This is a genomic window from Nocardia sp. NPDC050378 (genome assembly GCF_040655675.1).
GTDB lineage: Bacteria > Actinomycetota > Actinomycetes > Mycobacteriales > Mycobacteriaceae > Nocardia > Nocardia coubleae.
This window is the reverse complement of record NZ_JBFAKI010000002.1, coordinates 163,642-182,863: the sequence shown is the minus strand read 5'-3', so window position 1 is coordinate 182,863 and position 19,222 is coordinate 163,642. Positions and strand designations below refer to the sequence as shown.

Here is a 19,222-nt window from a genome sequence, read left to right as displayed (position 1 = left end):
GCCGAGCCCGCCGTACTCAGTGACCGATCGCGGCGGGAGGGCGGACGACTTCGGTCATCGTCGCGGAGACGATCACGTTCGACAGGTACCGCCGTTCGTCTCGGTCGAACGACCCGCCACAGGTGATCAGCCGCAGGTGTGCGGCATCGTCGGCGGCGAACACCCGCTCGGTGGGGAATCGGTCCTTGGCCACGACCTCCGTGCGGTCGACGACGAAACGGGTGACGCTGCCGTCCTGTCTGGTCACCAGGATTTCGGCACCGGCGGTCAGCTCACCGAGGCGGAAAAAGACCGCGGGACCGTCCGCCGAGTCGACGTGACCGAGGATCACCGCGGCACCGGCCTCACCCGGGCTGGCACCGGGCGAGAACCACGACGCGTGGTCGAAATATCCCGGTGCCGCGAGAGCTCCAGTCGCGGTGGTGCCGCTGGTGCCCAGTGGCGTGTCCGTTCCGAGCTCGGGAATGCGTAGTCGCACCGGTGCCGATCTGCCCAGCGGCTGCGCGGCGGGCACGGCGACGGCGGCTGTGGTCGCCGTGCCCGCCGGAGGCGATGCTGCCTGTCGCGGCTCCCTGGTCGCGGCGAGGACGAACAGCGCCGCCGCCACCGCGACCAGGGCGACCGCGACCAGCGCGGCCACCGAGGACCTGGACCACGTCGAGGTCGTCGGGTCGGCCGTCATGCCAGGCTGCCTCGTTGTCCGGAACGTCGGCTCCACACGGCCGCGACGGCCGCGCCGAGCAGTGCCAGCAGCCCGAGTCCCGCCAGCGGCAACCGCTCGTCGAGCATCCGTCCACCCGCGCCGGTCTCCGGAGCACCCGACGCCGACGCGTAACCGTTCGTCACCTGTGAGCCACCGCCTGCGGTCGGCAGGTTTCGCGGCGAGCCGTCGGCTCCGGCGCTCGCCCCGGGTACCGAGCCACCGTCGCCCGGCGCCGCATGCCCGGGCAGCGCGGGCACGGCCGGAGTTCCGGGGCCACCCGGAGCCACGGGCTCACCCTCTCCCGGCGCCGTCTGCGTCCCTCCACCGGAGCCTGCCCCCAGTAGCGCGCCCCCGGCCCCCAGGCTCCCGAGCGCCGCGCTGCCGACTGCCGCGCTGCCGACTGCGGCGCTGCCGACTGCCGCGCTGCCGACTGCGGCGCTGCCGACTGCCGCGCTGCCGGTGGCCGCGCTTCCCGCCGCCAGCGCGCTCCCTGTTGCCGCACTGCCCACTCCGAGTGCGCTGCCTGCGCCGAGTGCTGCGCTGCCGGTGGCCGCGCTGCCTGTGCCGAGTGCTGTGCTGCCGGTAGCGGCGCTGCCCGCGCCGAGTGCTGTGCTGCCGGTGGCGGCGCTGCCTGTGCCGAGTGCTGCGCTGCCGGTGGCCGCGCTTCCCGCCGCCAGCGCGCTCCCTGTTGCCGCACTGCCCACTCCGAGTGCGCTGCCTGTGCCGAGTGCTGCGCTGCCGGTGGCCGCGCTGTCTGCGCCGAGTGCCGCGCTGCCGGTGGCCGCGCTGCCGACGCCTGCGCTGCCTACTCCGAGGACCAGTGCGAGCGTTTCCAAGCTGCTGCCGAGCCCGAGGGCGCCGACCGCGCTTCCTGTGCCCACAAGGGTGCCGAGGGCGAGCCCACCGCTGCCGGTCGCCGCCGCGCTGCCGCTGTCGAGCAGAGCCATCAGGACCCCGAGGCCAAATGCTGCGCTACTGCCCGTGGCGGCACTGCCCGAGGCGAGAAGGCTCGCCGCGGATCCCGCGCCGAGCGCGCTGCCCGCACCCAGTGCTTCCGTGCTGCCCGCGGCCAGACCGCTACCGGCCCCGAGTGTTTCGCCGCTGCCTGCCCCGAGTGTGCTGCCGGTGCCCAGCGCTCCGGCGGTACCGGAGCCGAGTGCGCTCCCGGTTCCGAGGAATTCCGTGCCGCCGGTACCCAGTGCACTACCGGCCCCGGGTGCGCTACCGGTGTCGAAGGCATCGGCGCTGCCCGCACCGACCGTGCTGCCCGTGCCGAGTGCTTCGGCGCTGCCGATAGCCGGTGCGCCACCGTCAGCCGGCGCAGAGCTGCCCGTTCCGAGAGTGCCGCCGGTGGTCGGCGCATCAGCTTCTCCTCCCGCGCTGCCCGAGCCGAGACCGAGAGGTTCGGAACTACCCGTGGCTGAGCCGAGTTGGGCGCCCACACCGGGGTTTACGGAGCCGCGACCGGCCGAGCCGGTGTCGAGCCCGATGATGCCGGGCAAGTTCAGGGGGTCGGCGCCTGCGGGAGGTGCCGCGGCGAGCCCGATGGTAGTGGCAGTGGCCAGAACCGCTAAAGACAGCAAACTTCTGGGGAACCTGAGGTGGGAGTACAGCTGCATGAGGTCACCTTCTTGGCTAAGAACAATCTGCCAGACCGGAACTGGCCCGGTATCCGAAACAAGTTCCGGATACAAGCCATAGAACTCGCACCGAAGGTAGTGAAATACCAGGTAGCGGTGTGTTTGAGAACACTGCTGGTCGCGACCGCGGCGCGACCTGCGGTTTCCATGGCAACCTAACGCAAACCGTTACCTGGGTTAACGAATGCGAGCCGAATCATGTTGCCGACTATTTGCAGCCGTGATCCGTCCGCTCTTCCATACAGCCGGTCCGCTCGCGTCGGACGGGCGAGCGGTGACCCCTGTGCGTAGGGTGGCGGGCATATCGAGCCGGGCCGGGTAGTACGACGAATTCGCGTTCACTCCTGGCCGGTTGCGGCGCACCGGGCGATTCAATGGAATAGTTGGGGCCGCACGCACAGGACCAAAGCGAAAGCGGGGATGTTGGTGACTTCGACGGAAGGTGTGAGCGGGCCGAAGCTGGCGAAGGACGCCGGTACGGCAACGCCGAGCACCCTGGAGCGTGACGTCCAGACTCTCGAGAAGGCGATCTACGAGGTCAAGCGGGTCATCGTCGGCCAGGATCGGCTCGTCGAGCGGTTGCTCGTCGGTGTGCTCGCCCGTGGCCACGTCCTGCTCGAGGGTGTGCCCGGCGTCGCGAAGACCCTTGCCGTGGAAACGTTCGCCAAGGTCGTCGGTGGTTCGTTCTCGCGGGTGCAGTTCACCCCCGACCTCGTGCCGACCGACCTCATCGGTACCCGCATCTACCGGCAGGGCCGCGAGGAGTTCGACACCGAGCTCGGCCCGGTGGTCGCCAACTTCGTGCTCGCCGACGAGATCAACCGCGCGCCCGCCAAGGTGCAGTCGGCCCTGCTCGAGGTGATGGCCGAGCGCAAGCTGTCCATCGGCGGCAAGACCTACCCGATGCCCGATCCGTTCCTGGTCATGGCGACCCAGAACCCGATCGAGAGCGAAGGCGTGTACCCGCTGCCCGAGGCCCAGCGCGACCGCTTCCTGTTCAAGGTCGTCGTGGACTACCCCTCCGTGGAGGAGGAGCGCGAGATCATCTACCGGATGGGTGTGAGCGCGCCGGAACCCAAGCAGATCCTCGAGCCCGAGGACATCATCCGGCTGCAGAAGGTGGCCGCCAACGTCTTCGTGCACCACGCGCTCGTCGACTACGTGGTCCGCGTCATCAGCGCCACCCGCACCCCGGCCGAGTTCGGCATGCCCGACGTGGCGAGCTGGATCTCCTACGGTGCCTCCCCGCGTGCCAGCCTCGGGATCATCGCCGCCGCCCGCGCGGTCGCGCTGATCCGTGGCCGCGACTACGTGGTGCCCCAGGACGTGGTCGAGGTGATCCCGGACGTGCTGCGCCACCGTCTGGTGCTGTCCTACGACGCACTGGCCGACGAGGTTTCGCCCGAGGACGTCATCAAGCGGGTGCTGCAGACCGTCGGTCTGCCGCAGGTCGCGCCGCAGGCCGTCGGCGGCCCGCAGAACGCGCAGCCGCCGGTGCCCCAGCCGCCCGCTCCCCAGTCCCAGCCCGCGCCGCAGCCGGTGAACGGGCAGCAGTCCCAGCCCGCCGGCCACGTCGCGCCCCAGTGAGTGCGCCGGAACCCGTTGCCCGCGTGCCCGAGCCGTCTCACGTACCGCCGTCGTTCCGGGCGGGTGAGCTGACCGATCCGAAACTGTCGGCCGCGCTGAAAACGCTCGAGCTGACGGTGCGCCGCCGCCTCGACGGTGTGCTGCACGGCGACCACCAGGGCCTGATCCCCGGCCCGGGTTCGGAGCCGGGGGAGGCGCGGCTGTACCAGCCGGGTGACGATGTGCGCCAGATGGATTGGTCGGTCACCGCCCGCACCACCCATCCGCACGTGCGGCAGATGATCGCCGACCGCGAGCTCGAGACCTGGCTGGTGGTCGACCTGTCGTCGAGTCTGGACTTCGGCACCGGGCGGGTGCAGAAGCGCGACCTGGCGATCGCGGCGGCCGCGGCCATCACCCACCTCACCTCCGGCGGCGGCAACCGCATCGGCGCGGTCGTCGCGACCGGTCAGGATCTGGTCCGGATTCCCGCGCGCGCCGGGCGCCTGCACGCCCAGACCATGCTGCGCGGCGTCGCGACCACCCCGCACGCGCGCGACGGTGTGCGCGGTGACCTGAAGGCGGGCATCGAATCGTTGCGCCGCCCGCAGCGCAAACGTGGTCTCGCCGTGGTGATCAGCGACTTCCTCGGTGACGTGGACTGGCAGCGTTCGCTGCGCGCGATCTCGGCCCGCCACGACCTGCTCGCGGTGGAGGTGCTCGACCCGCTCGACATCGCCCTGCCCGACGGCGGCGATGTCGTGCTGCACGACCCCGAGACCGGGCACACCCGCGAGTTCAGCGTCACCCCCACGCTGCGCGCGGATTTCGCCGCCGCGGCCAACGCGCAGCGCGAACAGGTGCATCAGGCACTGCGCAGTTGTGGTGCGCCGGTGCTCACCCTGCAGACCGATCGGGACTGGATCGCCGACGTGGTCCGGTTCGTGTCCACCCGGCGCCACAATCTCGGCGCCCCGAGCGGGCGGGTGCCTCGCCAGTGAGTATTTCGCATTTCACCGCCGCCGCCTGGCTCGGTTTCCTCCTCGTCGTCGCGCTGCTCGTTCTCGGCTACGTGCTCGTGCAGCGCGCCCGCCACAAGCGGATGCTGCAGTTCGGCAACATGACCGTGCTCGAGCGGGTCGCGCCGTCGCGGCCGAGCCCGATGCGGCACGTGCCGATCGCGCTGATCCTGGTCGGGCTGATCCTGCTCACCATCGCCGCCGCGGGGCCGACCGCCGTGCAAAAGGTGCCGCGCAACCGCGCGACCGTCGTGCTGGTGATGGACGTGTCGCTGTCGATGGAGGCCACCGACGTGCAGCCGAACCGACTGCAGGTGGCGCAGGAAGCGGGTAAGGACTTCGTCGAGGGGCTCACACCCGGAATCAACCTCGGATTCGTCACGTTCGCCGGTACCGCGTCGGTGATGGTGTCGCCCACCACGAATCGCGAAGCGGTCAAGCACGCGATCGACAACATCAAGCTCGCCGAACGCACCGCCACCGGTGAGGGCATCCTGACGGCGCTGCAGTCCATCGACACCCTCGCCGCCGTGCTCGGTGGCGCCGAGACCCCGCCGCCCGCGCGCGTGGTGCTCATGTCAGACGGCAAGCAGACCGTGCCCGACGACAAGGACATCGACAACCCGCGCCACGGTTTCACCGCCGCGCGCCTGGCCAAGAACAAGGGCATCCCGGTGTCGACCATCTCCTTCGGTACCGAGTGGGGCACCGTCGAGATCCCCGATTCCGACGGCGGCGGCTCGCAGCGGGTGAAGGTTCCCGTGGACAACGACTCGCTGCGCGAGATCGCCGAGCTGTCCGGCGGCGACTTCTACACCGCCTCCTCACTCGCCGAGCTCACCGCCGTCTACGACACCCTCGAAGAGCAGATCGGTTACGAGACCACCCGAGGCGATGCCAGCAGGCCGTGGCTGCTCGGCGGCATGCTGTTCGTCGCCGCGGGCGTGCTCGTCAGCTTGCTCTATCGTCAACGCCTGCCCTAGCTTGCCGTACTCGGCGTTGTGAGCAGTCGCAACGGTGCGACCCTGACGCCGGGCCCACGAACCAGAACAGATAGGTTGGTCCCTATGTCGAACGTCACATCCCGGTCGGTGCTGGTCACCGGCGGTAATCGCGGAATCGGTCTCGCGGTGGCCCAGCGCCTGCTCGCCGACGGGCACAAGGTCGCCGTCACCCATCGCGGCTCGGGCGTGCCCGAGGGACTGTTCGGGGTGAAATGCGATGTCACCGACAGCGAATCGGTCGATCGGGCGTTCACCGAGGTCGAAGAACACCAGGGTCCGGTGGAGGTGCTGGTCGCCAACGCGGGCATCACCGACGACACGCTGCTCATGCGCATGACCGAGGAACAGTTCACCAAGGTCATCGACGCGAACCTCACCGGTGCGTTCCGCTGTGCCAAGCGCGCCAACCGCGCCATGCTGCGTGGCCGCTGGGGCCGGATGATCTTCCTCGGTTCGGTGGTGGGTATGAGCGGTCAGGCCGGTCAGATCAACTACGCGTCCTCGAAGGCCGGTGTCATCGGCCTCGCGCGTTCGGTGACCCGAGAGCTGGGTTCGCGGTCCATCACCGCCAACGTCGTCGCCCCCGGTTTCATCGAGACCGACATGACCGCGGATCTTCCCGAGGACATGAAGGAGATGGCGAAGAAGTTCATCCCGCTGCAGCGGCTCGGTCAGCCCGAAGACATCGCCGCTGTCGTCAGCTTCCTCGCCTCCGAGGACTCCCGCTACGTCTCCGGCGCCGTCATCCCGGTCGACGGCGGCATGGGCATGGGCCACTGACCCGCTGACCGACTCCCCGTGGCGGGCGATCAGCGCGCCGCATCCGACGAATCGCAGGAGAACCGAAAACCCATGGGCGGACTGCTCGAAGGCAAGACCATCCTGATCACCGGCATCATCACCGATTCCTCGATCGCGTTCAGCGCGGCGGCGGTCGCGCAGGAGCAGGGCGCGAAGGTGATCATCACCGGCATCCCCGAGCGGCTGCGTCTCATCGACCGCATCGCCAAGCGGCTGCCGCAGGAGGTGCCCCCGGCCATTCCGCTGGACGTCACCAACGAGGAGAACCTCGGCGCGCTGGCCGATGCCATCCGTGAACTGGCGCCCGAGGGCGTCGACGGTGTGCTGCACTCGATCGCGTTCGCGCCCAAGACCCTGATGGGTCCCGACGCGGTGCCGTTCCTCGAGGGCCCCGGCCCCGATGTGGCCAAGTCCTTCGAGATCTCCGCCTGGAGCTACGCCTCGCTGGCCCGCGCCGTGCTGCCGGTGATGAACGAGGGCGGCTCGATCGTCGGCATGGATTTCGATCCGCGCGTGGCGATGCCGTACTACAACTGGATGGGCGTGTCCAAGGCCGCGCTCGAGTCGGTGAACCGGTACGTGGCCCGGGAAGTGGGCTACGCCAAGAAGATCCGCTCCAATCTGATCGCCGCCGGTCCGGTGAAGACCCTGGCCGCCAAGGCCATCGCCGGTACGGCCACCGACGACGCCAAGCAGCTGCGTCAGCTCGACGAGTACTGGGACGGCGCGTCGCCGATCGGCTGGGACGGCGCCGACGCGCGCGCGGTCGGCAAGTCGATCGTGGCCCTGCTCTCGGATTGGCTGCCCGCCACCACCGGCTCGATCATCTACGTGGACGGCGGCGCGAGCCACAACATGTGGTTCCCGGAGAACTTCACCGCCAACTGATGGCCGACGCGCTGCTGCTGCTGTCGTTCGGCGGCCCCGAGGGCCCCGAGGACGTACTCCCGTTCCTGGAGAACGTCACCCGGGGCCGCGGGGTGCCGCCGGAACGGCTTGCCGAGGTCGCCGAGCACTACCTGCATTTCGGCGGGGTCTCGCCGATCAATGCCCTCAACCGGCAGATCATCACCGCGCTCGAGGCCGACCTGGCCGACGTCGGACTCGACCTGCCGGTGTATTTCGGCAACCGGAACTGGCATCCGATGGTGGAGGACACCGTCGCCACGATGACGGCCGACGGTGTCCGCTCGGCGCTGGTCTTCCCCACCTCCGCGTGGGGTGGGTATTCCGGCTGCCGCCAATACGACGAGGACATCGCCCGTGCCCGCGCCGCCCTGGGTGACCGCGCACCCGAACTGGTGAAGCTGCGCCAGTATTTCGATCATCCGCTGCTGATCGCATCTTTCGCCGACGCGATCACCGCTGCGGTGCAACAGCTTCCGGCCGACCACCGCGAGGGCGCGCGCCTGGTGTTCACCGCGCACTCCATCCCCGTCGCCGCCGACAATGTCGCGGGACCGCCGGCCGATGGTGGCCGCCTCTACAGCAGGCAGGTGGCCGAAGCCGCCCGATTGTGTGCCGCCGCAGCCGATTTCGCCGAATACGACGTGGTGTGGCAGTCGCGGTCCGGCCCGCCGCAGGTGCCGTGGCTCGAACCGGACATCGTCGATCACCTGGATGTGCTGCACGGCAAGGGAATCGAGGCCGTCGTCGTGTGCCCGGTGGGATTCGTCTCCGATCATCTCGAGGTGATCTGGGATCTCGACAACGAGGCGGCCACCCGGGCCGGTGAACTCGGGATGGCCTTCGCACGCGCCGCCACACCCGGTACCGATCCTCGTTTCGCCCGGATGATCGTGGAGCTGATCCAGGAGCGTCTCAACGCGGGCGAGGTGCGTGAGCTGGGCGAAGTCCCCGGTTACGGCTGCACCGTCGACGGCGCGCTGTGCGCTCCCGGCTGCTGCGAGCTGCCCCCACGCCCGCGCGTGCGGTGAGCACAACCGCATAACCATTCACCGCCCGCGCCTCGTACGCGGGTAGGCTGGGCGGTTGTTGTGATCGACAGATCGGAGGCATCCGATGCGCTCGACCAAGCGCCGTCACGCGGCCGCGCTGCTCCTGCTGCCCGTCGCCGGGACGTTCGCCTTGGCCGGCTGCGGCGGTGATTCCGGGTACGAGACCGGCCCCGAACCGACCGAGCCGACCATTTCCCAACCGACCGTCGACAGCCTGTGCAGCATCCTCGACTCCCAGCAGGGCACCTGGAAGGCGCTCGGCCCGGAGGTCGGGCGGGTGGCGTTCAACGGAGCCATGCGCCTGTGGGCACTGCGCGACACCACCGCCAATGCCGCCGTCTCCTACGACCGCTCCGTGGTCGACGAGGTCACCAACCGCGACTGCCCCGAGGTTCGCGCCGACACCCTCACCGTCCTCGACTACCCGGATATGAGGACCGCGCTGAACGGATTCTGAAGCGGCGGTTCCCCGTTGGTGAATCAGGTGGTCAGCGTCGCCGGTGTTTGTCGCCGGGAGGGCCGAGATCACCCGGATCACGCCGCTCGTCGGATCAGCAGCCGGGCAACCTTTTCCGGTGTCAGGCCGTCGGTCGTGCGGCCGCGTGGATCGCGACCAGCCGGGCCTGACGAATCGTATTCCACAGCGGCCGCAGCAGTGATTCGTGGGCGCCGATGGCCGTGGCCGAGGTCGGTGACGACGCCGGTTCGTGTTCGGCGACCGTGAGAATCGCCGCGACATGGTCGGCCGTGTCGAGAATGCGCTTGGCGCGCAACGGGATCGAGTCGGGGTACGCGTGCTTGGCGTAGGCGGCGAGCTGGGCTTCGATCTGCTCGCGTGGGTCGGCGTCGGACGGGCCGATCGAGGTGGTGTGCAGTTGCATGAGCGCGTCGGCGGCGTCGCGGACCGCTTCGCGCATCGTGTACTCGGCGGCGCCGAGGGTCATGTCCGGGTCACCGACGGGCGGGACGATCACGCTGTAGACGGTCCACTGCAAGGTGTCGTCGTCGTCCCAGTGCGGGATCAGGCCGGTGCCCTCCTGGCCGGGGACGCCGATCAGGATGCCTTCCTCCGCGTCGATCGCGTCCGCGGCGAAGGCGGTGCCGACCGGTAGACCGCGCACATCGCCCGGTGCGGGCAGGACCAGGCGCAGGTGCGCGCCCGAAGGCGCCATCGCCTCGCGGATCACCTTGAGCAGCGGCATGGCGCCGGTGCCGGGAAGCTCGCCGCGGGAGGTCCACGGTAAGTCGGTGCGGCCACCGGTGGCCGGGTCGCCCGCGGCGATGGTGTGGCGTGGCGCCCAGGCGTGCAGCGACTCCAGCACGTCGTCGGGCGCGCTGGTACCGGCCAGCCAGGAGCCGGCCCAGACCGTCAGCGTGGCACTGGGAGAGCACATAATCATCGAGCATAAAGGTTCGCCCGGATCCGTGTGCCGGGTCTGACCTGCGGTCGAGCTACGCGGGCTCGGTGACGAAGTCGATCAGCCGTTCCACCGCGCCGATCAGCGGTGCCTCGAGATCGCGGAACGAGTCGACCGCGTTGTACACCCGGCGCCACCCCTCCTGCGGGGTGCCCCAGCCGAGCCTGCGGCAGATGCCGGTCTTCCAGTCCTCACCGCGCGGCACCGTCGGCCAGGCCTCGATCCCGACGGCGGCCGGGCGTACCGCCTGCCACACATCGATGAAGGGGTGCCCGGTGACCAGGACGTGCGGGCCGAGCCCGGTGGTGAGCTGAGACTCCTTGGAACCGGTCACCAGGTGGTCGACGAGCACCCCGACCCGCGCCCCCGGGCCGGGCCCGAACTCGGTGAGCCGGGCGCCGAGATTGTCGAGCCCCTCGAGATGTTCGACGACCACGCCCTCGACCCGCAGGTCGTGGCCCCACACCCGCTCGACGAGTGCGGCGTCGTGCACGCCCTCCACCCAGATGCGGCTGCCGCGGGCCACTCGCGCGCGCAATCCCTCTACCCGTGTCGAGCCGGATGCGGAGCGGGCCGGTTGCTTCGGTGCGCTGACCTTCGGGCGGACGAGCGTCACCGGTTTGCCGTCGATCAGGAACGCCGCCTCGCGCAGCGCGAACAGCCGGACCGCCCCGCGCCCGTCCTCGAGTTTCACGAACTCGCCGTCGTAGCTGCGGTCGAAACCGACTACGGCACCGCAGAATCCGCTCGCCGCGTCCTCGACCACCAGATCTCGTTCGGCCGCCACCTGCGGTACCGGCGTTTTCTTCGCCCGGTTGTGGCCTGCGTAGATATCGCCGCCGTACATGTCACGCGCACTCACCCGCCCGAGCTTAGAGCCGCCGGCGCCGGGGCAGCGGGAGCGGCACGCGAAAACCGTTGGACCACAAGATCGGCTCCGGGGGCGGGCGACCCCGCCCGCGACGGGCCGATCGGGGCTAGGCTTGGGTGGTGGCCGCAATAGTCTGGCTGATCGCGGGCCTCGTGCTGGCGGCGGCCGAAATGCTCACCGGGGATCTCACGCTGCTCATGCTCGGCGTGGCGGCGTTGGCCACCGCGGGCGTCAGCGCCGCCGCGGGGCTGCCGTTGTGGGGTGACGCGCTCGTCTTCGGCGCGATGGCCGGGGTGTTGTTCCTCGGGGTTCGCCCGGCGCTGCGCCGCAGGTTCGGTACCCCACCGCCCACCCCGACGAATGTCGATGCGCTGACCGGGAAGTCGGCACTCGTTCTCGAGGACGTCGCCGAGTATTCGGGCCGGGTCAAACTCGGTGGCGAAGTGTGGACGGCGCGTCCGCTCGATCCGAGCGAAGTCTACGAAGCCGGTGTGACCGTCTATGTGATGAAGATCGACGGCGCCACCGCCGTCGTCTGGAAGGGTCCTTAGAGTCCATGGTTGCCTTGATCGTGGCCGCCGTCCTCGTCCTGCTGGTCGTGGTGGTGGTCTTCAAATCTATTGCGCTCGTTCCCCAGGCCGAGGCGGCGGTGATCGAACGGCTCGGCCGGTACTCGCGCACGGTGTCGGGTCAGCTCACGTTCCTCGTCCCGTTCGCCGACCGCGTGCGCGCCAAAGTCGACCTGCGTGAACGGGTCGTGTCGTTCCCGCCGCAGCCGGTGATCACCCAGGACAACCTCACCCTGCAGATCGACTCGGTGGTGTATTTCCAGGTCACCAGTCCGCAGGCCGCGGTATACGAGATCAGCAACTACATCGCCGCCGTCGAGCAGCTCACCGTCACCACCTTGCGCAACGTGGTCGGTGGCATGACCCTCGAGGAGACGCTGACCTCGCGCGACCAGATCAACAACCAGCTGCGCGGTGTGCTCGACGAAGCCACCGGCCGCTGGGGTCTTCGGGTGGCCCGGGTGGAGCTGAAGTCCATCGATCCGCCGCCGTCGATCCAGGAGTCGATGGAAAAGCAGATGAAGGCCGACCGCGAGAAGCGGGCCATGATCCTCACCGCGGAGGGCACCCGCGAGTCGCAGATCAAGACCGCCGAGGGCGCCAAGCAGGCCCAGATCCTGTCCGCCGAGGGCGCCAAGCAGTCGGCGATCCTGTCGGCCGAGGGTGAGCGGCAGAGCCGCATCCTGCGGGCACAGGGTGAGCGGGCCGCGTCCTATCTGCAGGCCCAGGGTCAGGCCAAGGCCATCGAGAAGGTGTTCGCCGCCATCAAGAACGGCAAGCCGACGCCGGAACTGCTTGCCTACCAGTACATGCAGACGCTACCGATGGTGGCGAAGGGCGATGCCAACAAGGTGTGGCTGGTCCCCAGCGATTTCGGCAAGGCACTCGAGGGGTTCGCCCAGAACTTCGCCACCAAGGGTGACGACGGGGTGTTCCGGTACGAACCGAACACCGAGGACACACCGCCGGTGAGGATCGAGGACGACTCCGACGTGGCCGACTGGTTCGAGACCGCCTCGGACCCGAAGATCGAGCAGGCGGTCCGCGCCGCCGAGGCCACCGCCCGTCAGCCGGTCGAGGGCTTCGAGCCGACGCTGCCGAAAAATCTTGCGCCCAAACCGGAACGCAACCTGCCCGAACCGCCGCCGGTGGGCCCGGTACAGTCCCAGCCCGGCGACCCGTACGGTCGCCCCTGGCAGCCGCCGCAGCAGACGTAACCCACGGTGTCGGCATTCGACACCGGTCCGGGCCTTCGTGGTCAGCGGGGGAGGGGGAGCAGTTCGACGAGAGTGCCTCGGCCGGTGCCGGGCGGAAGGACTGCCAGGGCTTGGCAGCCGATGAGGCCGGCCAGGTGGGGAGTGTGGGCGGGGCCGGTGCTGCGCCAGACGCCGCCGGTCTGTTGCTGGACGGGGACGATGCGGGTGGCATCGCCGGCCATCACGCCCGCGTCGGAGAGCCTGCCCCACATGGTCGGGCCCGGGGTGCGCAGGGTGAGCGCGTCGATGACAGCGGGGCCGACGGCCAGCAGGGCGGCGACGGCGGCGAGCGGGTTGCCGGGCAGGCCGAGCAGGACACGGCCGTCGGGGAGCTGGGCGACGAGGGTCGAGCCGCCGGGACGAATCGCGACCCGGTCGACGACGATGCGGGCACCGAGGTCGGCGAGCAGGGTGCGCAGATGGTCGGCGGCGCCCCGGCCGGTCGCCCCGACCATCACCACCAGGTCGGCGTGCGATTTCAGGGCGAGCCAGGAACGCAGCAGGTCGCGTTCGTCGGCCAGATGCCACAGCCCCGTGCTCTCGATGTCGCAGCACCGCAGGAACTCCGGCAGCACCGGACCGAGCGAATCGCGGGTCTCGCCCGGACCGAGCGGGCCGACCGCACGGATCTCGTCACCGGTCATCACCACATCCGCGCGCAACGGCCCACGCACCGTGACGGTTTCGGCCTCGGCACTGAGCGCGGCCGAGACCAGTGCGGCCGACACCCGTGTGCCGGCGGGCGCCAATTGTGTTCCGGTGGACCAGTTCTCGCCTTGCCGCCGGGTGTCGTCGCGTACCGGGGCATCGGGCGCGCGCAACACCACCGGTTTGCCGGATACCACGGTGGTGACGATGTGTTCGTCGCGCAGAGTGGCCGTGGTGCCCAACGGGGTGGCGGCGCCGGTGGCGATCCGCACCGCCTCACCGGGGGCGAGCACCACCGAACACGGACGCCCCGCGTACCCGACTTGCTCGTGCACCCGCCACCACGGCCCCGGCCCCGCGACCGCGTAACCGTCCATGGCCGCCGTATCCACCCGCGGCAGCGGCGTGGCCGCACGCAACGCCACCGCCAGCGTTGCGCCGAGCGCCTCGCCCACCGGTAGCTCACGCACCCCCACCGGCTCCAGACCCGCCGCGATCCGCGCACGCACCTGTTCCAGCCCGCACCGCGTCACCGCGACGATCTCCGCCCGCGCGCTCACCACCACGTCCACCCTTCCGCCCGCCGATACTCCGCCCATCGTCCGCACCCCCCATTGCCTGCGATTTTCTCCCCAGTTGCCGCCCGATAACGTTGTCCTCACCCCCACCGGTCCCCGCCGGTGCGATGCGGTTCGGCGTGGTCTCGGTGCGCGGACCGGATTCGCGTGGCTGAATGGAGGGGTGGACACGGGACAGCGGAAGCGGGCACAGGCGTTTGTCGAGCTGCATCGGTCGGGGTGTTTCCTGTTGCCCAATGCGTGGGACGCGGGGAGTGCGCGGGTACTCGAAGCCGCTGGATTCCCGGCGATCGCCACGACCAGTGCGGGGATCGCGTTCTCGTACGGCAGGCCCGACCACGACTTCCACGCCGCGGCGGAGGACGGGCGGGTCGACAAGGGCACGATGCTGCGCCGGATCGGGGAGATCACCGGTGCGGTGGGGATTCCGGTGAGCGCCGACCTCGAGGAGGGGTACGGGCCGGACGCGCAGGCCGTGGCCACCACCATCGCGGAGGCCATCGCGGCCGGGGCGGCGGGCGGCAACATCGAGGACTTCACCGGTGAGCGCGCGGCCCCGCTGTTCGAGGAGGTGCACGCCGTCGATCGGGTACGTGCCGCCCGCGCGGCGGTCGCGGCCAGCGGTGCGCCGTTCGTCCTCGTCGGCCGCACCGACGCCCTGCTCGTCGGTGGCGGGCTGGACGAGGCGATCCGCCGGGGCAACGCCTATCTCGCGGCGGGCGCGGACTGCGTCTTCGTTCCCGGTGCCGCCGACGCCGAAACCATCGCCACCCTCGTCCGCGAACTCGACGGCCCCCTCAATGTCGTCATGGGACTCACCGCCAGCCTGACCATGGCCCAACTCGCCGACCTCGGTGTCCGACGGGTCACCGTCGGCGGCAGCATCGCCCGCATGCTCTACCGCCACCTGTTCGACGCAGCCCGCGAACTGGCCGACCACGGCACCTTCAACTACGCCGAGAACCAGCTCGGTCAGGACGCGCTGAACGACCTTTTCACCCGCCGCGCCCTCCCGGGCGAGTAGGTCACGGCCGCGCACCGCGCAACTCGAGCAGCACACCGAGGGAGCCCATTTCGCGGCTCTGCGACTGCGCCATGGACCGCGCGGCCTGTTTGACCGGTCCCTCGGTGAGCAGGGCGTCGGCGGCGCGGGCCATCGTTATTCCACCCGCGTGGTGGTGGTACATCAGCCGAAGGAACATGATCTCGGCCTCGGCACCCCGTGCCGTGGTGAGGGCGTCCAGGTCGGCCTGTGTCGCCAGCCCCGGCATGGTCGTGGGACCGGTCGAATGGTGGTGCGTCGTCAGCCAGCTCATCGGTGTGGTCGCGGTCGGCGCGGCTCCGGCGAGCTGTGTCCAGCCGAGCAGGGTGCCGATCTCGACCCGCTGGGTGTCGGCGATCTGCTCGGCGAGCGCGCGAACCGCCGCGTCGACGGCGGGGTCGAGTCGTTGCACGAGGATCACGGCCTGCTGGTGATGAGCCGTCATGTCCTGCACGAAACCCAGCTCGGTCGTGTTCAGCACCGGTGCGGGCGTGGATGTTTCGGGCGCGAGCAGCGGTCGCGACGCCGCACCGAGGACGAAGAAGAACACGGCTGCCGCCAGGGCGGCCGCCACTCCGAGAGCCCTCGGGCGAGCAGCGGACGTGCTCATGACCCGAGCGTCGAAACCTGGTCGGCGGGCGCCCGATACACCGACTCGTCCAGATTCAGCACCATGAACCCGTTGTCGGAACAGGTGACGTACAGCTGATTTCCCCGCCACTCGGGCGGTGACATGCACCAGTCCGCCGACAGATCACCGAACGCGACCCGCCCCGCCCGCGCCGACAACACCTGCGCCGGGTCGAACAACCCGTCCGCCATGGCCCGCAGTGCGGCGGGCGCACTCATCGCCGGGATACCGATGATCGAGGCCAGCGCGTGCGGGGAGTTCCAGATCTCGAGGTTGCGTCCGGTGCGGGCGGGCGGGTTGAAGTAGGCGATCTCCCGGATCGCTGCGGGGTCGCGCACGTCGAACACCCGGATACCCGACGAGGTCCAGCCACAGGCGAGCGCGGTCGGGTCGGCCGGGCGGTCCGCCGTGCAGTAGTGCGGATCGTAGGAGAACAGCGAATTGCCCATCGCCGAACCGATCTGGGCGTCGACGTGCTCGCCGAGATTGATCTCGAGTTTGATCTTGTTCACGATGCGCGGCGCGGTGTCGTCGGAGACATCGATGAGTTTCACCCCGCCGGAGCCGCCTTCGTCGACGGTGAACAGGTGCGGCACACCGTCATAGGTCACCGGCACGCTGTGCTGGGTGGCCCAGCCGTCGGTCCAGAAGGTGCGCCCGAGGTGGGGCACCTGCGGGTTCGGATCGCGACGCTGCACGGCGCTCACGTCGAGCACGGTGAACCCGCCGAGCGCGGAGAGGTAGAGCCGGTTCCCGTCGGGGCTCACCCCGAAGCCGTGCGCCTCGATCCCGGTGAGCCCCTGCCAGATCACGCGCGGATTCGCCGGATCGGTCAGGTCGATCGCGCTGAGCAAGCCGGGCGCGATGCCCGAGGCCCAGTAGGTGCGGCCGTCGGGGGAGAAGCCGCCCTCGTGCGTCGTGATCGGCAGCGGCATCACGGGATTCGTGCCCGGTCCCGGATTCAGCAGCCGGGGATGCGCGCAATCGGAGATGTCGTACACCGACAGGAAGCCCGCGCCGATGGCGAGCGGAACCCCGGTGCCGACGAGCAATTCGCGAGTCGTGTTGACCTTCAACGTCTCCCAGGTACCGGCCAGCATCGCGGGTTCGGCGAGAGTCGCGGTGTGCCGTGGATTCGCCGGGTCGGACACGTCGAGCACCTGCACGCCCGGGTGTTCACCGAGCAGGGTGCCGGGAAAGAACGACCCGACATAGACGCAGTGTTCGAAACTGGTCGAGGTGATTCCGGCTCCGCGCCCGGTGTATCCGCCTGCCATCGACATGTTGCAGTGGTAGCCCTGCGCGCTGCGACCACTGTCCCGGTCGGCGGCGGGCACATCGCCCTGCAGCCCCGTCTCCGGCGCGGACCCGGGCCCGCACTCCGCGCGTGGCACCGATGTCCGCCCGATGTCGAAGAATTCGTGTACCAGCTGGTCGAAGGGCTGATCGGCGGCCGCGCCCGACGGCAGTCCGATCGCGATCAGCGCGGCTACCGCCGCCGGTGCCGTCGCGCGTACGACCCGAGTCCACAGGTGCATCGTTGCCTCCTCGATCCGCCCCCGACGACTACTGACTCAGACAGTCGTCTGTGCGAATCGTAAAGCAACCGAAAGATTGCCGGAGGTGGTTTCGGGGAACCAAGTCAAGGCTGGGTCGTGCCTTACCCGAGGTCCGCATCGATGCGCTGTACGGTTGCTGCAACCGGCCGGTTCGTCTGGGCGGGCCGGTGTGCGTGCGGCCGGAAAGGAATACGGACTCCATGTCTTACAACGCTGTCGACAGATCCGGTGACGCCGACGCGACACCGGGAGCGGTACCCCCGGGAGCATCGCGTAAACCGGGGCTCGATCGATTCGTCTTCGCCGCCACCGCGATCGGTGCGCTGGCCTTCGTCGCCTGGGGCGCACTCGACGACGAAAGCCTCGCCGCCGCGGCGAGCTCCGCCCAGAAGTGGGTCATCACCAACACCGGCTGGTTGTTCGTGCTGGTCGCCACCGCGTTCGTGGTGTTCGTGATCTGGCTGGCGGCGAGCCGCTACGGTCGTATCCCGCTCGGCGCCGACGACGAGAAACCCGAGTTCCGCACGGTCTCCTGGATCGCCATGATGTTCAGCGCGGGCATGGGCATCGGGTTGATGTTCTGGGGCGTTGCCGAACCGTTGTCGCACTTCGTGAATCCGCCGCCGCACACCGCCGAGCCGGGCTCACCGGCCGCCGCCGAGGTCGCGATGGCGACCACGCTGTTCCACTGGACGTTGCACCCGTGGGCGATCTACGCCGTCGCCGGCCTCGCCATCGCCTACGGTACGTTCCGGAAAGGCCGCTCGCAGTTGATCTCCTCGGTGTTCCGGCCGCTGCTCGGCCGCCACGCCGACGGCCTCGGTGGCCGCGCGATCGACATGATGGCGATCTTCGCGACGCTGTTCGGCTCGGCTGCCTCCCTCGGCCTCGGCGCCCTGCAGATCGGTGCGGGCATGGAGTTCAACGGCTGGATCGACGGTGTCGGCAAGATCGGTCTCGTCGCCGTCATCTCGGGCCTGACCGTGGCGTTCGTGTTCTCGGCGGTCTCGGGTATCGAACGCGGCATCCAATGGCTGTCCAACATCAATATGGTGCTGGCCCTTGCCATCGCGGCGTTCGTGTTCATCGCCGGGCCGACGCTGTTCGTGCTGAACCTGTTGCCGATCGCTCTCGGCGACTACGTCGAGATGCTGCCGACCATGGCCTCACGCACCGGCGCCGGTGACGAGGCGATGAAGGCCTGGCTGTCGAGCTGGACGATCTTCTACTGGGCGTGGTGGATCTCGTGGACCCCGTTCGTCGGCATGTTCATCGCCCGCATCAGCCGCGGCCGCACCATCCGTCAGTTCGTCACCGGTGTGTTGCTGGTGCCGAGCGTGGTGAGCCTGCTGTGGTTCGCCGTCTTCGGTGGCGCGGGCATCGCCGAGCAGACCAAGGACCGCGCGCTCACCGAAGCCGACGGTTCGGTCGACTCGAACTTCGCCCTGTTCCACCTGCTCGACCAGTACCCGCTCACCTCGATCACCACCGTGGTGGTGATGATCCTCGTGGCGATCTTCTTCGTCTCCGGTGCCGACGCCGCCTCCATCGTGATGGGCACGCTGTCCGAACGCGGCAGCATCGAACCGTCGCGGTGGATCGTCATCTTCTGGGGCGCGGCGACCGGCGCGGTCGCGGCGATCATGCTGGTCATCGCCGATTCCGACAATCTCGGTGGCGCGCTGACCGGCCTGCAGGCGCTGACGACGGTCGTCTCGCTGCCGTTCCTCGTGGTGATGATCGCGATGTGTTTCTCCCTTTACAAGGACCTGCGCGACGACCCGCTGATCGTGCGGGCCGACCGGGGCGCGGAACTCATCGAGATCGCCGTCGACAAGGGCACCGAATTGCACGACGGCGACTTCGCTCTGGTCACCGAGCCCGCTACCGACGAGATCGTCATCGATCTGAAAAAGAAGGACCCCAGCGACTGACCAGTTACTTTAGGTTAGGCTGCCT

General features: G+C 69.5%; 18 protein-coding genes. 11 read left to right on the top strand and 7 right to left on the bottom strand.

The window, feature by feature from the left end:
- Positions 1-16 precede the first annotated feature (16 nt).
- Both AB0I35_RS04765 and AB0I35_RS04760 read right to left on the bottom strand, forming a co-directional pair.
- Positions 17-682, bottom strand: coding sequence for a class F sortase (locus AB0I35_RS04765; protein WP_357394408.1), 666 nt, complete (start codon positions 680-682; stop codon positions 17-19).
- The gene (locus AB0I35_RS04760; protein ID WP_357394407.1) at positions 679-2,322 is read right to left on the bottom strand and encodes a hypothetical protein; all 1,644 of its coding nucleotides are present in this window, start codon (positions 2,320-2,322) and stop codon (positions 679-681) included. Before AB0I35_RS04760 ends, AB0I35_RS04765 begins: the two co-directional genes overlap by 4 nt.
- A 441-nt stretch (positions 2,323-2,763) precedes the next feature.
- Here AB0I35_RS04760 and AB0I35_RS04755 point away from each other — a divergent pair, with 441 nt between their 5' ends.
- The 7 genes from AB0I35_RS04755 (at position 2,764) to AB0I35_RS04725 (ending at position 9,148) form a co-directional block, all read left to right on the top strand.
- Positions 2,764-3,930 (top strand): MoxR family ATPase, encoded by a 1,167-nt coding sequence (locus AB0I35_RS04755; protein WP_357394406.1) that lies wholly within the window; start codon positions 2,764-2,766, stop codon positions 3,928-3,930.
- A 23-nt stretch (positions 3,931-3,953) separates the two neighbouring features.
- On the top strand, positions 3,954-4,910 hold the full coding sequence (locus AB0I35_RS04750; RefSeq protein WP_357394405.1) for a DUF58 domain-containing protein: 957 nt from the start codon (positions 3,954-3,956) through the stop codon (positions 4,908-4,910).
- Entirely contained in the window at positions 4,907-5,911 is a 1,005-nt protein-coding gene (locus AB0I35_RS04745) for a VWA domain-containing protein (protein ID WP_357394404.1), read from the top strand. The genes AB0I35_RS04750 and AB0I35_RS04745 overlap by 4 nt, the downstream gene beginning before the upstream one ends.
- Positions 5,912-5,995: 84 nt before the next feature.
- Complete coding sequence (fabG1, locus tag AB0I35_RS04740; protein ID WP_067493761.1) at positions 5,996-6,712, top strand: 3-oxoacyl-ACP reductase FabG1; 717 nt, start codon at positions 5,996-5,998, stop codon at positions 6,710-6,712.
- Positions 6,713-6,784: 72 nt separating this feature from the next.
- Entirely contained in the window at positions 6,785-7,621 is an 837-nt protein-coding gene (gene inhA / locus AB0I35_RS04735; RefSeq protein ID WP_067635958.1) for an NADH-dependent enoyl-ACP reductase InhA, read from the top strand.
- On the top strand, positions 7,621-8,670 hold the full coding sequence (locus AB0I35_RS04730) for a ferrochelatase (protein ID WP_357394403.1): 1,050 nt from the start codon (positions 7,621-7,623) through the stop codon (positions 8,668-8,670). Before inhA ends, AB0I35_RS04730 begins: the two co-directional genes overlap by 1 nt.
- Positions 8,671-8,755: 85 nt before the next feature.
- Positions 8,756-9,148, top strand: coding sequence for a hypothetical protein (locus tag AB0I35_RS04725; protein ID WP_357394402.1), 393 nt, complete (start codon positions 8,756-8,758; stop codon positions 9,146-9,148).
- A 121-nt stretch (positions 9,149-9,269) separates the two neighbouring features.
- On the opposite strand, the gene AB0I35_RS04720 is transcribed toward AB0I35_RS04725, so the two are convergent.
- The gene (locus AB0I35_RS04720; RefSeq protein WP_357394401.1) at positions 9,270-10,085 is read right to left on the bottom strand and encodes a hypothetical protein; all 816 of its coding nucleotides are present in this window, start codon (positions 10,083-10,085) and stop codon (positions 9,270-9,272) included.
- Positions 10,086-10,143: 58 nt separating this feature from the next.
- Positions 10,144-10,956 (bottom strand): DUF3097 domain-containing protein, encoded by an 813-nt coding sequence (locus AB0I35_RS04715; RefSeq protein WP_357394984.1) that lies wholly within the window; start codon positions 10,954-10,956, stop codon positions 10,144-10,146.
- 143 nt (positions 10,957-11,099) lie between these two features.
- Here AB0I35_RS04715 and AB0I35_RS04710 point away from each other — a divergent pair, with 143 nt between their 5' ends.
- Positions 11,100-11,531 (top strand): NfeD family protein, encoded by a 432-nt coding sequence (locus AB0I35_RS04710; RefSeq protein ID WP_067636570.1) that lies wholly within the window; start codon positions 11,100-11,102, stop codon positions 11,529-11,531.
- A 5-nt stretch (positions 11,532-11,536) separates the two neighbouring features.
- Positions 11,537-12,766: an SPFH domain-containing protein gene (locus AB0I35_RS04705; RefSeq protein WP_357394399.1), complete on the top strand. Its 1,230-nt coding sequence runs from the start codon at positions 11,537-11,539 to the stop codon at positions 12,764-12,766.
- Between the two features lie 41 nt (positions 12,767-12,807).
- Here AB0I35_RS04705 and AB0I35_RS04700 read toward each other — a convergent pair whose 3' ends face one another.
- A complete protein-coding gene (locus AB0I35_RS04700) occupies positions 12,808-14,052 on the bottom strand; it encodes a molybdopterin-binding protein (RefSeq protein WP_357394398.1) in 1,245 nt (414 codons plus the stop codon).
- Between the two features lie 142 nt (positions 14,053-14,194).
- Between AB0I35_RS04700 and AB0I35_RS04695 the strand changes: the two genes are divergently transcribed.
- Complete coding sequence (locus AB0I35_RS04695; protein ID WP_357394397.1) at positions 14,195-15,055, top strand: isocitrate lyase/phosphoenolpyruvate mutase family protein; 861 nt, start codon at positions 14,195-14,197, stop codon at positions 15,053-15,055.
- A gap of 1 nt (position 15,056) precedes the next feature.
- Here AB0I35_RS04695 and AB0I35_RS04690 read toward each other — a convergent pair whose 3' ends face one another.
- Together AB0I35_RS04690 and AB0I35_RS04685 are read right to left on the bottom strand one after the other, a co-directional pair.
- Entirely contained in the window at positions 15,057-15,683 is a 627-nt protein-coding gene (locus tag AB0I35_RS04690) for a DUF305 domain-containing protein (RefSeq protein ID WP_357394395.1), read from the bottom strand.
- Positions 15,680-17,242, bottom strand: a complete 1,563-nt coding sequence (locus tag AB0I35_RS04685; protein ID WP_357394394.1) for a hypothetical protein — start codon at positions 17,240-17,242, stop codon at positions 15,680-15,682. Before AB0I35_RS04685 ends, AB0I35_RS04690 begins: the two co-directional genes overlap by 4 nt.
- 221 nt (positions 17,243-17,463) lie before the next feature.
- Here AB0I35_RS04685 and AB0I35_RS04680 point away from each other — a divergent pair, with 221 nt between their 5' ends.
- Complete coding sequence (locus tag AB0I35_RS04680) at positions 17,464-19,197, top strand: BCCT family transporter (protein ID WP_357394393.1); 1,734 nt, start codon at positions 17,464-17,466, stop codon at positions 19,195-19,197.
- Positions 19,198-19,222 lie beyond the last annotated feature (25 nt).

What these genes read in the sequence shown, in the direction of transcription:
- AB0I35_RS04765 (WP_357394408.1), bottom strand. Translation starts at nt 682, where the DNA reads ATGACGGCCGACCCGACGACCTCGACGTGGTCCAGGTCCTCGGTGGCC.
- AB0I35_RS04760 (WP_357394407.1), bottom strand. Translation starts at nt 2,322, where the DNA reads ATGCAGCTGTACTCCCACCTCAGGTTCCCCAGAAGTTTGCTGTCTTTA.
- AB0I35_RS04755 (WP_357394406.1), top strand. Translation starts at nt 2,764, where the DNA reads ATGTTGGTGACTTCGACGGAAGGTGTGAGCGGGCCGAAGCTGGCGAAG.
- fabG1 (WP_067493761.1), top strand. Translation starts at nt 5,996, where the DNA reads ATGTCGAACGTCACATCCCGGTCGGTGCTGGTCACCGGCGGTAATCGC.
- inhA (WP_067635958.1), top strand. Translation starts at nt 6,785, where the DNA reads ATGGGCGGACTGCTCGAAGGCAAGACCATCCTGATCACCGGCATCATC.
- AB0I35_RS04730 (WP_357394403.1), top strand. Translation starts at nt 7,621, where the DNA reads ATGGCCGACGCGCTGCTGCTGCTGTCGTTCGGCGGCCCCGAGGGCCCC.
- AB0I35_RS04725 (WP_357394402.1), top strand. Translation starts at nt 8,756, where the DNA reads ATGCGCTCGACCAAGCGCCGTCACGCGGCCGCGCTGCTCCTGCTGCCC.
- AB0I35_RS04720 (WP_357394401.1), bottom strand. Translation starts at nt 10,085, where the DNA reads ATGTGCTCTCCCAGTGCCACGCTGACGGTCTGGGCCGGCTCCTGGCTG.
- AB0I35_RS04715 (WP_357394984.1), bottom strand. Translation starts at nt 10,956, where the DNA reads ATGTACGGCGGCGATATCTACGCAGGCCACAACCGGGCGAAGAAAACG.
- AB0I35_RS04705 (WP_357394399.1), top strand. Translation starts at nt 11,537, where the DNA reads ATGGTTGCCTTGATCGTGGCCGCCGTCCTCGTCCTGCTGGTCGTGGTG.
- AB0I35_RS04700 (WP_357394398.1), bottom strand. Translation starts at nt 14,052, where the DNA reads ATGGGCGGAGTATCGGCGGGCGGAAGGGTGGACGTGGTGGTGAGCGCG.
- AB0I35_RS04690 (WP_357394395.1), bottom strand. Translation starts at nt 15,683, where the DNA reads ATGAGCACGTCCGCTGCTCGCCCGAGGGCTCTCGGAGTGGCGGCCGCC.
- AB0I35_RS04685 (WP_357394394.1), bottom strand. Translation starts at nt 17,242, where the DNA reads ATGCACCTGTGGACTCGGGTCGTACGCGCGACGGCACCGGCGGCGGTA.
- AB0I35_RS04680 (WP_357394393.1), top strand. Translation starts at nt 17,464, where the DNA reads ATGTCTTACAACGCTGTCGACAGATCCGGTGACGCCGACGCGACACCG.